Origin of the sequence: Campylobacter sp. CNRCH_2016_0050h (genome assembly GCF_025772605.1) — a bacterium.
Taxonomy (GTDB): domain Bacteria; phylum Campylobacterota; class Campylobacteria; order Campylobacterales; family Campylobacteraceae; genus Campylobacter_D; species Campylobacter_D lari_D.
On the sequence record NZ_JAKMSK010000021.1, the window covers coordinates 1 to 12,753 of the forward strand.

A 12,753-nucleotide genomic window follows, 5' to 3' on the forward strand; every position below is an offset into this window, starting at 1 on the left:
GCGACCCATTATTAATACATCTTTTGCAAAAGTATGCAGGTTGTAATCACCTCCAACTACTGCCAAGAGTTTTCCATTGGAATATATTGGAGCTGTATAAGAAACTGTTATAGAGTCATCTTCTATGCTTTTATAAGGATCTGATACTACAAGTTTTCCCACGCTTTTGGCCTCTTGATACCATGACCTTGTTCTTGCGTCAAATCCGGTTTCTTCAGGACTTCTAATAATTCTGTTAGATTGATATAATTTTCCATCGTCATTAAATCCAATATATACTACATTAAAGCCAGCTGCTTCTTTTACTGTTTCTAATATATCAAATAGTTCGCCAGAATTAACCCTTGGATTTTTTTCTACAAATTTAACAATAGAAGCAATGGCATCTCTTTTTGCTCCAGAATATATATTGTATGCTGAATTAACATCAAACATAGTTTTTTTCTGAATTTCTTCTAGATAATAACTAGTGCTTTCTTTAGATTGATAATAGCTAATCATATTAACAACTATTAGTATAATAGCTATTAAAAAACAGGCTATTGTTGTCAATTTATTAGATAAACTGTTAAATTTAAACATACTTGTTCCTTTTTAGTTATTTTTTGGCCGGGTATTTTACTTATAAAATAATTAGAAAAAAATAAAAATTTTTTATCTTTTTGAAAACATATGTAGTTTTTATATTTTTTATGTGCATTTAAGTTTTAATAAGTATAATTTCAACTTTAATGCGGGAATAGCTCAGGGGTAGAGCACAACCTTGCCAAGGTTGGGGTCGCGAGTTCGAATCTCGTTTCCCGCTCCATTATCACCCGCCCGGGTGGTGGAATTGGTAGACACAAGGGACTTAAAATCCCTCGGAATTTTTCTTCCGTGCCGGTTCAAGTCCGGCCTCGGGCACCACTTTTTGGTAACTCAAGGCGACATAGCCAAGCGGTAAGGCATGGGCCTGCAAAGCCTTGATCTCCGGTTCGAATCCGGATGTCGCCTCCAATGCGATGTTAATACTTGATATTTTTATTCTTTTACGGGAGATGGCTGAGTGGTCGAAAGCGGCGGTCTTGAAAACCGTTGAGGGTCACACCTCCAGGGGTTCGAATCCCTTTCTCCCGGCCACTTTAACATAATTTTTCATATTTTGTTTTACATTTAAAAAGATATTTCTTAATTTCTTTAAGAAATTAAGAAAATTATTCTAAGTCTAAAACCCCGCCTTTGCTAGCATTACTAACAAGCTTTTGATACATTTTAAGCCATCTTGAATTTATTTGCTTATAAGGCATTTTAAAATTTGCTTTGCGTTTAGCAATTTCATCTTGGGCTAAATTTGCATTAATGCTGTAAGTATCTACATCAATTTCTATCTCATCACCATCTTTTAAAAGCGCTATAAGTCCACCTTCTGCAGCCTCAGGAGAAATGTGACCTATGCTAAGTCCTCTTGTAGCTCCGCTAAAACGACCATCTGTTATAAGTGCAACTTTAGCACCAAGTCCCATGCCTGTGAGTAATGAAGTCGGACTAAGCATTTCTTGCATGCCAGGTCCACCTTTTGGTCCTTCATAGCGTATCACACACACATCACCTTCTTTAACTTTACCTTTTATAATGCCTTTAATGGCTTCTTCTTGAGAGTTAAAACAAACCGCTTTTCCTTTGAATTTACGCTCGCCCATAATACCTGCAGTTTTTATCACACAGCCTTGCTCAGCTAAATTCCCAAAAAGTATAGCAAGCCCACCTACATTTGAATAGGCATTGTCTATTTTTTTTATAATGTTTTCATCTTTAATATCAGCATTCTCAATGCGATCTTTTAAAGTTTTTCCACTAATATCTAGAGTGTCAAGTTCTAAAATATGGCCTGGTTTTTTAGCTATTTCAGCTATTACCGCACTTACTCCACCTGCTTTGTGTATATCTTCCATATATATTGTGTTTAAAGATGGAGCGATTTTGGCTATATGGGCCACATTAGCACTGATGTGATTGAGTTCTTTTATATCCAAATTTACACCTGCTTCATAAGCAATAGCAAGCATATGTAAGATAGTATTTGAACTTCCACCCATAGCCATATCAACAACTAAAGCATTGTTAATGGACTTTTTAGTAATAATATTGCGAATTTTAAAACGCTCATCTAGTGCAATTTCACAAATTCTACGCGCAGCTTTTCTTAAAAGCTCTTCTCTTTCTTTGCTAAGTGCTAAAATAGTTCCATTTCCTTCTAGTGCTATACCCATAGCCTCGCATAAAGTATTCATAGAATTTGCAGTAAACATACCCGAGCAAGATCCACCGCTAGGACAAGCTTTGCATTCTATATCTTTTAAATCCTCTTCATTGATTTTTTTAGCCTCATAAGCTCCCACTGCTTCAAAAACAGAACTTAGACTGATTTTTTCTCCATGTTTATTTACTCCTGCTTTCATAGGTCCACCACTAACGAAAATAGTCGGCACATTAACTCTTAAAGCTCCCATGAGCATACCTGGAGTGATTTTATCACAATTTGGGATACAAATTAGTGCATCAAGTTGGTGTGCATTCATCACTGTTTCAATAGAGTTTGCGATGATTTCACGACTTGGTAAAGAATAAAGCATACCATCATGCCCCATAGCTATACCATCATCAACACCTATGGTGTTAAATTCAAAAGGAATACAGCCATTTTTTCGGATTTCATCTTTAATGATTTTTGCATATTCATTTAAGAAAAAATGTCCTGGGATGATATCTATATAGCTATTTGCTACACCTATAAAAGGCTTATTAAAATCTTCATCATTTAAGCCACATGCTCTAAGTAAAGAGCGATTTGGTGCTTTTAAGTGTCCTTTTTTGATTGCATCACTTCTCATTTGTATCCTTTTTTAAAGTAAAAACTATCATTTTATGCTTTTATTTTGCAATTTTTGCTTAAATTTTTTAAACTTAAATAGTATTTTAAAGAAAATTATTTAAAATGTGCAATTATTTTGATTTAAGGAATGTAATGCTTTTAACTAATCCAGTATTTATAGGCGTTTTGTTAATGACGCTTTTGTGTTTTTTTAGGTTTAATGTTTTACTTAGTGTTTTGCTTTCTGGGCTTTTTGTAGGCATTTGGTCTAAATTTATGCATATGGAGCATTTAAGTTTAGTGGATTTTTTTACCCAACTTCCACAAGCAATGATGGATTCTATGAAGGTTTTAATCGATGGTATGCAAGGGAATTTGCAAACAGCACTAAGTTATATTTTGCTTGGAGCGGTGGCTGCTGCTATATCAAAAACTAATCTAACGGCATATTTGATTAAAATAGTTTCGCATTATATTTCACATAAAAAATACTTACTTATACTTTCTTTGGCACTTATTGCTTGTTTTTCGCAAAATTTAATCCCTATCCATGTAGCTTTTGTACCTTTGTTAATTCCACCTTTGTTGAAACTTTTTAATAAATTAAAAATAGATCGTAGGGCCATAGCTTGTGCATTAACTTTTGGACTTACCACACCTTATATGGTGGTGCCTTTAGGTTTTGGACTTATTTTTCAAACTTTGCTTGTGGATAATTTAAATTCAAATGGGGTGCAAATTAGCCTAGGAGAAGTTTCTCAAACTATGGCTTTTGCGGCTATTTGTATGCTAGTTGGTCTGTTTTTAGCTGTGTTTGTATTTTATGCTAAACCAAGAGAATATCAAGAAGAACAAATTAGCAAAATGGACTTTGAAAATCTAAAAATGAGTAAAAAAGAATGGGGTGTTTTAGCTGGTCTTGGACTGACTTTGATTTTACAAATTTTAACGCACAATTTACCTTTATCAGGGCTTTTAGGTTTTGTTTTGATGGTAATTTTGGGTGGAGTAGAGTATAACAAAGTTAATTTAGTTTTTGATGATGGGCTTAAAATCATGGGTTATATAGCTTTTGTAATGCTTGTTGCTTCAGGATATGGAGAGGTTTTAAAACAAAGTGGAGGTATAGCTGAGCTTGTAAAAACAAGCGTGCCTTTTATGGAGCAAAGTCACTTTTTAGCTATTTTTATTATGCTAGCTATAGGTCTTTTAATCACTATAGGTATAGGTAGTTCTTTTGGTACTATTCCTATCATCGCCGCCTTATTTTGTCCTATATGTATAGAACTTGGTTTTTCACCTGCTGCAATTATTTTTATCATCGGTGTTGCTGGAGCTTTGGGCGATGCAGGATCACCTGCTAGTGAAACGACTTTGGGAGTGAGTGTAGGGCTTAATGCAGATAAGCAAGGTGATCATATAAAAGATACTTGTATACCAACCTTTTTATGCTTTAATGGCTCTTTGCTTATCTTGGGTAGTGTTATAGCATTTTTCTTAATTTAAAATATTAAAAGTCTAAAAAGGCTTTTAATATTCAAATTCTTCCATATAACCACAATCAATTGTAAGAATTTTCATTTGAAATGATTTTATAAACTCGATTATAGGTTCAACTCCACCATAAGGAAAAGAAATGGGGTAAAAATATAATTTGGCGATATTTTCCTCTATTTTTTCTATGGAGTGAAAATAGTATTCTCCATTTCCTATGCAGTCAAAAATATCATCAAACTCCCAACAATCTTTGCTTGAGAAATATTCTAATTCTTTTTTGCTGTAAAAATTATATATACTTTTATCTGTGTATAAATCTTCTATTTGTAAATTCTCATCTTTTAAGATTTTGATATAATTAAACAAATCGCACAATCTTTTAAAAGACTTTTCATTATTAATGATAAACTTAATAAAGCAAAATTTTTCCATTTTAATACATTAACAATATTCCACTTGAAAGTCTGCTTGAAGATTTATTATACTCAATAAGACTCTCACCATATCCGTTAAAATACTGAGTGTAAATATATAAGCCATTGTTAGAAATTTTATAAGCTCCGCTTATTTCTACTGCACCGCGGTTATTAGCAAAATTTAAATTATTACGCCACAATATATTGATAAAATAATCATCTTGGGTATAAGCAAGATTAATATCAAAATTACCTAAATATTTTTCTATGTCAGGATTATCATCTTCTGAACTTTTTTCAGGAATTCTTAGCCAAACTCTAGGTATGAACATAAAATCGCCAAAAAACCATGCATTGCTTAGATAAATTCTATTCCATGATCTTGATTTTGGATCATTTTGCCCGTTAGATTCATGTAATAAGCCTATGCGTATATCTTTTAAATTCTCAAAAGCACCATATCCGCTTATAGGAAAGTTGATAAAAAATTCAGGTAAATAGTTTGTTTCTCTAAAAGGAGCAGAATGTTTATAAAGTTGCCACCATGAAATTTGTGTATAGCCTATGTTATAACTTTCATTTAAACCCAAAAGATTTTCAAAAAGAGTTTTTTTAAGGCTTACTTGAAATTTAGTTTCAGTGCTTTTATAATCTCTCTTGCTAAAACTATAAGAAACAGGCATAAAATAGCTAAGATTATGCGTGCTAATACCAAAAGGATTGTATGATTTTTCTGTGCCAAGGTAGTTTGCTAAAGCTTCATTTTTTGGATTAATATCATCTAATTTTTTCTCTTTGGATGTATTTTGCTCAAAATTAAAAGACTTTTCTAAACTTGCTTCTTTTTGTTTTTCTTTTAAAGCCAAGCTTTTATAAATTTGCATAGCTTTTTTGTACTTACCTTGATTTTCATATTCTAAGGCTTGATTGAATAAATCCTCATTTGCTAAAGCACTAAAAGCACATACTATGGGTAGAATTGTCTTTTTCATGAAGCCACTTTTTATATTCTTTAAAATAATTTAAATTTATAAACTCATTATCATCTTCAAATTCTATAAATTCTGCTTTCATTGTATCACAAAAAAGGGCTAATTTGTGATTGTTTTCTTGTAAAAATTGCAAAGTTTTTTCAAAATTCCTACTATGGTAAAATCCACATAAATAATGCTTGTGTTTTTTTGTGCTTGCTAAGAGTATATTTTGTGATTTTAGATGATCAAAAAGCTTGTAAAAACTTTCTTTGTTTATGTTTGGAGTATCCACGCTAAGGATAAATACATAGGTATTTTTAAAATGTTTAAGTATGGAATTTAAGGCAATGAGTGGAGAGTAGTTGTTTAAATCCTCATCTAAAATAAGTGCTAAGTTTTTTTGATGAAATTTATCTTTTTTGCTGCTAATAAAAACTTGATTAAAAATCCTTGACATTTTTTCATATTGATAAAGAGTTAAGTTTTTATTATCTACTTGTAATAAGCTTTTATCTTCTCCCATACGCGAAGATTTTCCACCACATAAAACCACACAAGGATAGGGAATTTTTTCACTCATAAAAACCTCATAAATTCATCAAAATATTTTATAATACATTTATGAAATATACAGATTTAATACAAATAAAAGATTATTTTAAACAATTTCAAAGACTAAATTATCTCAAACGCCTTGATGATAATATCTTAGAGCTTAGCTTAGATCATCAAGCTTTTATACTAGACTTAACGCGTGGAAAAAGTGGAATTTACCAAGATAAACTCCAAGCAAAAGTCTATAATGCACCTTTTGATTTTATGCTAAAAAAATACTTTTCAAACGCAAAGATTTTAAATTTAGAAGTATTAGAAAATAATAGAATTTTATCTTTTGAAGTTTTATCGGAAAAATCTTACAAAGCTTATGGGGCTAAGATTTATTTTGAATTTACAGGAAAAAACACTAATGTAATCATCACAGACACTGATGATATCATCATAGAAGCTTTGCGTCATATAGATAAGAGCTACCGCGTTGTAAAAATAGGCGAAAAACTCCAAGCTTTAAAAGCTTATGAGATAAAAGAAGAATTTGTAAAGATTGATGATTTTAATGTGTATTTTAAAGAAAGTGCTAAAAAGTTACAGCAAGAGCGCATAAAAGATATTAAAGAAAATAAACTTTTAAATGTAGATAAAAAAATCTTTACTCTTAAAGAGAGTATAGAAAATTTAGAACAAGAAAGTAATTTATTAAAAAAAGCTCAAGAATTAAGCCAAAAAGCAGATGTTTTGTTTGCTAATTTAAATTCTTTAAAAGATTATCAAAGAGAATTTATTTTACAAGATTTTAATGCAAATGAGCTTGCTTTTAAGCTCGAAGATACTCCTAAAAACAGTGCGAATGAATTTTATAAAATGGCAAAAAAATTAAAACAAAAGGCTAAAAATATCAATATAGAAAGAGAAATTTTAAGTGAAAAACTTGATTTTTTAATAAATTTAAAAGACTTAATTGCTAAAAGCACCTCTTTGAGAGAATTAGAAGTTTTAATGCCTAAAAAAACGAAAAAAACAAAAAAAGAGGAACTAAATGCAGGGGTTAGTAGCTTTTATTTTGATGAGTTTAAAATCAGCGTAGGACGCAATGAAAAAGCTAATGAATACTTGTTAAAAATAGCTAAAAAAGATGATATTTGGCTGCATGTGAAAGATTATCCTAGTGCACATGTGATCATTACTTCAAATAAATTAAAAATAAGTCAATTAGTGCTAGAATTTGCAGCAAAGCTTTGTGTGGAATTTTCCAAGCTAAGTTCTGGAGTTTATTTGGTCGATTATACTAGTAAGAATTTTGTAAAAATAAAAGAAAAGGCTTTTGTAAATTATACAAATTATAAGACTTTAAGCGTTTTAAAGGAGTAAGTATGCCTATAAGTCCCATAGGTGGTATTCATTTTGCTAACCAAAATGCACCAGTACATTCAGCACAAGCTAGTAATGAATTGGCAAAAGATTCTTTTGCAACTTTGGTAAATATGAGTGAATTTCAAGCAAAAGAAAAGGCGGTTGAAAAACTTGAAAAAGTTAATCAAACTCATGAAGTAAGCGATGAGGTAAAAGAAAGGCAAGAGGAAGAAAAAAAGCATTCTAAACATCATCAAGAACAAGAGCAAGAAGATGAAGATGAACAAGAGGGGCAAGAAGTAGTTAAAAAAAGTTCTCATTTGCTTGATTTAAGTATATAGAAAGGATAAAAATGTTTTCAAAGACAAGAATTCTTAGTGCTATTGTGATGATAGCTGTGATAGCTGTTGTTGCTTTGGTGGATAATTTTTTGATTAATTTTGCGATTTTTGGTGTTTTATTGTTTTTGGCATTTAATGAAGCAAAAACTATGTTTAAAAGCAAACATGCAAGTGTTTTTGTGGCTTTGTGTGTTTTTGCAATAGGAGCATTTTTAGATAAACCTTTCTTTATAGGCCTCTTGGCTTTGATTTTGATTTTAGGATATTTAGTTTATAAAAAAAGTGAAAATTTAAATGAACTTATGCCTTATATATATCCTACTTTGCCTATTTTAATGCTTTATCAAGTATTAAGTTATGAGGGTATGTTTGTATTATTTTGGCTTATAGTGATTGTCGTTGCTTGCGATAGTGGGGCGTATTTTATAGGAAAACTAATTGGCGAGAGAGCTTTTTCTCCAACAAGTCCAAATAAAACTTTAGAAGGTGTTGTAGGTGGCATTGTTTGTGCGGGGATTTTAGGAACCATCATAGGCTCTTTTGAATTTAGCTTGGTAAAAAGTATTTATATATCTTTAATCGTAGCTATTTTTGCTGTGATAGGGGATTTGCTTGAGAGTTATTTTAAAAGACAAGCAGGTATTAAAGATAGTGGTAATTTAATCCCAGGGCATGGGGGAGTTTTAGATAGAATTGATGCTGTTATCATTGCAGCATTTGCAATGGCAACTTTAGTATGATCGTACTTGGAAGCACGGGAAGTATAGGAGTTAATACTCTTTTTATTGCTAAAGAAAAAAACATAAACATAGAAGCCTTATCTTGTGGTAAAAATATCAAGCTTTTAAATGAGCAAATAGCTCTTTTTAAGCCTAAATTTGTATGTATACAAGATGAAAAAGATAAAACCTTAGTTGATCATGATAGGATTTTTTGTGGTCAAGATGGTTTAAAAGCGATGATAGCTGAGTGCAAAAGTTCTTTAGTGGTAAATGCTATAGTAGGTTTTGCAGGCTTAAGTTCAAGTCTTATGGTGCAAAAGCTTGGTAAAATTTTAGCCTTGGCAAACAAAGAAAGCCTAGTAGTAGCAGGGAAATTTTTTGACACTTCTAAGATTAAAGCCATAGATAGCGAACATGCAGCACTAAAGTGCTTGATAGATAAAAGAAAAGATATTAAAAAGCTTTTTATCACGGCAAGTGGCGGGGCCTTTTATAATTATAAAATCAAAGATTTAAAAAATGTCAGTGTAAAAGAAGCTCTTAAGCATCCTAACTGGAGCATGGGAGCTAAGATCACCATAGATAGTGCTAGCATGTGTAATAAACTTTTTGAAATTATCGAAGCTTATCATCTTTACGGTATTAAACAAATAGATGCTTTGATAGAAAGAAAGTCTTTAGTGCATGCTTTATGTGAATTTAAAGATGGTGGTATGAGTGCATATTTTTCTCATGCAAATATGCGTTTGTCTATAGCTCAAGCGATTTTAGATGAGCATGATCAAAGCTTTATAGAAAATTTGGATTTGTTAGCTATGCCAAGTTTAAAATTTGAAAAAATTAGTTTAAAAAAATATCCTATATTTTCACTTAAAGATGAGCTTTTGAAAAAGCCTGACTTGGGTGTGATTATAAATAGTGCAAATGAATATATGGTGTATCAATTTTTAGCCCAAAAAGCGCAGTTTTTAGACATAACTAAGGGTATTTTTAAAGCATTGGATTATTTTGGTGTGCCAAAGATTAACCAAATTGAAGATGTTTTTGAGTATGATAAGCAAGTTAGGCTTTATTTAGATAAGGAAATGAAGTGAGATATTTTTTAAGTATTTTGATTTTTATAAATGTGGTTTTTGCTTTAGAGTTTAGCGTTAAAGAAAATGGAAAAAGTTTAGATGATAATAATACGGTTTTAATCCTTGGAGGTATACAAGGAGACGAACCAGGTGGGTTTCATGCAGCTAGTTTGCTTTTGAGTGATTATAATATCACTAAAGGTAAAATTATTGTCGCACCAAATTTAGCTTTTGAAAGTATTATTGCTAGAAATAGAGGAAATTTTGGAGATTTAAATAGAAAATTTGCCCATATAGATGAAAACGATCCTGATTTTCACACTATAGAGCGCATAAAAAAGCTTATTTTGGAACCTGAGGTGAATATGGTTATAAATTTGCACGATGGAAGTGGATTTTATAGACCTCAATATGAAAGCAAAGATAAAAATCCAAATCGCTGGGGCAATACTAGTATTATTGATCAAAGTGAGGTAAATTCTACTAAATATGCAGATTTGGAAAATATTGCTAAAGAAGCAGTGGAAAATATCAATAAAGCTTTGGTTAAAGAAGAACATCAATATCATTTAAAAAACACCAAAACCCAAGAAAGCAATGATAAAGATATGCTAAAGGCTTTAACTTATTTTGTGGTGTCAAATCACAAAGCAGCCTTTGCTAATGAAGCGAGCAAAAATTTACCAACGCATTTAAGAGTATATTATCATCTTTTGGCAGTGGAGTATTATCTAAAAAAGGCAAATATAGAATTTCAAAGAACTTTTGATTTAACTCCAAATGGAGTTTATAGAGCTATTGAAAAGCCTTTAGAGGTAAAACTTTTTAATGATAAAATTTTACTTTATCTTGATAAACCTGCTAGTGCTATAAATTTTTTACCTTTTCCTATTAATCAAGCTTTAAATTATGAAGCAAGTAATGAGATTACTGCAGTAATTTCCAATGCTAACTCATATTCAATCAATTATGGCAATCGCTTGCAAACAAGATTGTATCCTGAATATTTTGAATTTTCAAATGCTCTAGATAGTGTTGAAGTGATAGTAGATGGAAAAAATATACAAACAAATTTTGCTCAAAAAATTATGGTAAAAGATAATTTTAAAATACCTTCTATAGCAGGTGTAAGAGTTAATGTTATAGGTTTTGATAGAGGTGTTGATGAAAGTGATATTGTTATAAGCAAAAATCAAATGCAGAGCCGTTATTCTTTGGATAAAAAAAGAAAAATTTACAGAGTAGAATTTTATGAGCTAAAGAATGCAAATTTAGCCGATCAAGTTTTAGAAAGAAAGACTAATTTTAAAGAAATTAAAAAAGCAAATATACCTGCAAAAGCCATAGAAAAAGCGGAACAAAAAGACAAATTTATCGGTATGATTTTAGTGGAATTTCAATGAGAGATTTGATTCTTGCCATAGAAAGCTCTTGTGATGATAGTTCTATTGCTATCATTAATAAAAATAGCTTTGAGTGTATCTTTCATACAAAAATTTCTCAAGAAAATGCCCATAGTGCTTATGGAGGGGTGGTGCCCGAGCTTGCCGCAAGATTACATAGTGAAGCTTTACCTAAGATTTTAAAAAGATGCCAAAAATACTTTGATAAACTTTGCGCCATAGCAGTTACAAATGAACCTGGCCTTAGTGTGAGTTTGATAGGTGGAGTAGCTATGGCTAAAATGCTTGCTATTAGTTTAAATTTACCGCTCATTGCGATTAATCATCTAAAAGGGCATATTTATTCTATGTTTTTAGATAAAAAAGCTAATTTTGATATGGGTGTATTGCTTGTAAGTGGTGGGCATACTATGGTGCTTTTTATTAGTGAGCAAGGTAAAATCATAGAATTAGCAAGAACAACCGATGATAGCTTTGGAGAAAGCTTTGATAAAGTAGCAAAAATGATGGATCTTGGCTATCCTGGCGGAGCTATCATAGAAAATTTAGCTAAAAATGTAAAAGAAAATGATTTAGAATTTAGCATACCCTTACTTCATTCTAAAGATTTAGCTTATAGTTTTTCAGGACTTAAAAACCAAGTGCGTTTGGAAATTTTAAAAGAAGAATTAAGTTTGGAGCGTAAAAGTAAAATTGCCTTTGCATTTCAAAAAGCAGCCATAGCTCATATTTTAAACAAGTTAGAAAAAATTTTTAAAGAGTATAAATTTAAACGCTTTGGTATAGTAGGCGGAGCTAGTGCAAATTTAAGCTTAAGAAGTCAAATAGAGCATTTATGCCAAAGTTATCAATGTGAGCTTTTGCTAGCTCCGCTTGAGTATTGTTCGGATAATGCTTTGATGATAGCAAGGGCAGCTTGTGAGGCTTATGAGCGTAAAGAATTTGTAAATATAGAAGATGATCTTATAAAGCCTAAGGTAAAAAACTTACAAGGCATATTATGAAAAAAGCTTTTACTATTATAGAGCTTGTGTTTGTAGTAATTATACTTGGAGTTTTAGCTGCGGTTGCTCTGCCAAAATTTAGCACAAGTAAAGATGAGGCAAGTGTAGTTCAAGCTTTGGGAAATTTAAAAATTTTTATTAATGATATAAGTGCTTATATATTAAAAAATGAAAGTCTTTCAAATATAGCTTTAATGAGCAATGTAGCAAATATAAAAAATGAAGATTTATCAACTTTGCAAAATTCCACCAAAGAGCTTGATTTTAGTGTGGGAAATGATGAGCAGTGTTTTAAAGTGCTTTTTGTAGATAAAGAAAGTGTTTTGCTTTTAGCGCTTATAGTAGATAATACTCAAAAAAGCAAAGCCCAAAATATAGCAGATTTAAAAAATCAAGCTTTGAAAGATCCTAAAAATCAAAGCATAAAAACTCAATTAGATGAGGCTTTAAATGCTTTTAGTCAAAGTGAATTTGCAAGCACTTCAAAATCTAAAGCTTGTCAAGGTCTAATCCACTCTAAAGCTTTTAAAGATTTAGCTACTAGAGTGTATTTTCTAAGTG

Annotated in this window: 13 protein-coding genes and 4 tRNA genes; 12 read left to right on the forward strand and 5 right to left on the reverse strand. The window is 31.2% G+C overall.

Features of this window, described 5'->3' with window-relative positions:
• Window positions 1-582 (reverse strand): cache domain-containing protein (locus L8X28_RS07945; protein WP_263661590.1); only part of this gene is annotated, 582 nt, incomplete at its 3' end.
• A gap of 151 nt (window positions 583-733) precedes the next feature.
• On the opposite strand from L8X28_RS07945, the gene L8X28_RS07950 reads away from it, so the two are divergent.
• The 4 genes from L8X28_RS07950 to L8X28_RS07965 all read left to right on the forward strand — a co-directional run bounded on the left by L8X28_RS07950 (window position 734) and on the right by L8X28_RS07965 (window position 1,119).
• A tRNA-Gly gene (locus L8X28_RS07950) sits at window positions 734-808 on the forward strand.
• A 9-nt stretch (window positions 809-817) separates the two neighbouring features.
• Window positions 818-906: transfer RNA gene (locus L8X28_RS07955), tRNA-Leu, on the forward strand.
• Between the two features lie 16 nt (window positions 907-922).
• Window positions 923-996 (forward strand) — tRNA-Cys (locus tag L8X28_RS07960).
• A gap of 35 nt (window positions 997-1,031) precedes the next feature.
• Window positions 1,032-1,119, forward strand: a tRNA-Ser gene (locus L8X28_RS07965).
• Window positions 1,120-1,193: 74 nt separating this feature from the next.
• Here L8X28_RS07965 and ilvD read toward each other — a convergent pair.
• Window positions 1,194-2,870 carry a dihydroxy-acid dehydratase gene (gene ilvD / locus L8X28_RS07970; protein ID WP_263666019.1) on the reverse strand — a complete coding sequence of 559 codons (1,677 nt, stop codon included), beginning with the start codon at window positions 2,868-2,870 and terminating at the stop codon, window positions 1,194-1,196.
• Window positions 2,871-3,004: 134 nt separating this feature from the next.
• On the opposite strand from ilvD, the gene L8X28_RS07975 reads away from it, so the two are divergent.
• Window positions 3,005-4,357 (forward strand): Na+/H+ antiporter NhaC family protein, encoded by a 1,353-nt coding sequence (locus tag L8X28_RS07975; protein WP_133319052.1) that lies wholly within the window; start codon window positions 3,005-3,007, stop codon window positions 4,355-4,357.
• Between the two features lie 24 nt (window positions 4,358-4,381).
• Here the strand turns inward: L8X28_RS07975 and L8X28_RS07980 are convergent, their stop codons facing one another.
• The 3 genes from L8X28_RS07980 to L8X28_RS07990 are packed head-to-tail and all read right to left on the reverse strand — an operon-like array spanning window position 4,382 to window position 6,318.
• Entirely contained in the window at window positions 4,382-4,780 is a 399-nt protein-coding gene (locus L8X28_RS07980; RefSeq protein WP_039629213.1) for a hypothetical protein, read from the reverse strand.
• Window position 4,781: 1 nt separating this feature from the next.
• The gene (locus L8X28_RS07985; protein ID WP_133319051.1) at window positions 4,782-5,756 is read right to left on the reverse strand and encodes a phospholipase A; all 975 of its coding nucleotides are present in this window, start codon (window positions 5,754-5,756) and stop codon (window positions 4,782-4,784) included.
• Complete coding sequence (locus L8X28_RS07990; RefSeq protein WP_263666020.1) at window positions 5,719-6,318, reverse strand: molybdenum cofactor guanylyltransferase; 600 nt, start codon at window positions 6,316-6,318, stop codon at window positions 5,719-5,721. Before L8X28_RS07990 ends, L8X28_RS07985 begins: the two co-directional genes overlap by 38 nt.
• Window positions 6,319-6,359: 41 nt before the next feature.
• Here L8X28_RS07990 and L8X28_RS07995 point away from each other — a divergent pair, with 41 nt between their 5' ends.
• The 7 genes from L8X28_RS07995 to L8X28_RS08025 form a co-directional block, all read left to right on the forward strand.
• Window positions 6,360-7,664: an NFACT RNA binding domain-containing protein gene (locus L8X28_RS07995; protein ID WP_263666021.1), complete on the forward strand. Its 1,305-nt coding sequence runs from the start codon at window positions 6,360-6,362 to the stop codon at window positions 7,662-7,664.
• Window positions 7,665-7,666: 2 nt separating this feature from the next.
• Window positions 7,667-7,987 (forward strand): hypothetical protein, encoded by a 321-nt coding sequence (locus tag L8X28_RS08000; RefSeq protein WP_133319048.1) that lies wholly within the window; start codon window positions 7,667-7,669, stop codon window positions 7,985-7,987.
• 11 nt (window positions 7,988-7,998) lie between these two features.
• Entirely contained in the window at window positions 7,999-8,727 is a 729-nt protein-coding gene (locus L8X28_RS08005) for a phosphatidate cytidylyltransferase (RefSeq protein WP_263666023.1), read from the forward strand.
• The gene (gene dxr, locus L8X28_RS08010; RefSeq protein ID WP_263666024.1) at window positions 8,724-9,803 is read left to right on the forward strand and encodes a 1-deoxy-D-xylulose-5-phosphate reductoisomerase; all 1,080 of its coding nucleotides are present in this window, start codon (window positions 8,724-8,726) and stop codon (window positions 9,801-9,803) included. The genes L8X28_RS08005 and dxr overlap by 4 nt, the downstream gene beginning before the upstream one ends.
• Window positions 9,800-11,188, forward strand: a complete 1,389-nt coding sequence (locus tag L8X28_RS08015) for a M99 family carboxypeptidase catalytic domain-containing protein (protein WP_220566709.1) — start codon at window positions 9,800-9,802, stop codon at window positions 11,186-11,188. Before dxr ends, L8X28_RS08015 begins: the two co-directional genes overlap by 4 nt.
• Window positions 11,185-12,192 (forward strand): tRNA (adenosine(37)-N6)-threonylcarbamoyltransferase complex transferase subunit TsaD, encoded by a 1,008-nt coding sequence (gene tsaD, locus L8X28_RS08020; RefSeq protein WP_263666025.1) that lies wholly within the window; start codon window positions 11,185-11,187, stop codon window positions 12,190-12,192. Before L8X28_RS08015 ends, tsaD begins: the two co-directional genes overlap by 4 nt.
• Window positions 12,189-12,753: type II secretion system protein (locus L8X28_RS08025; RefSeq protein WP_318529641.1), on the forward strand; the 565-nt coding region annotated here is incomplete at its 3' end. The genes tsaD and L8X28_RS08025, both read left to right, overlap by 4 nt.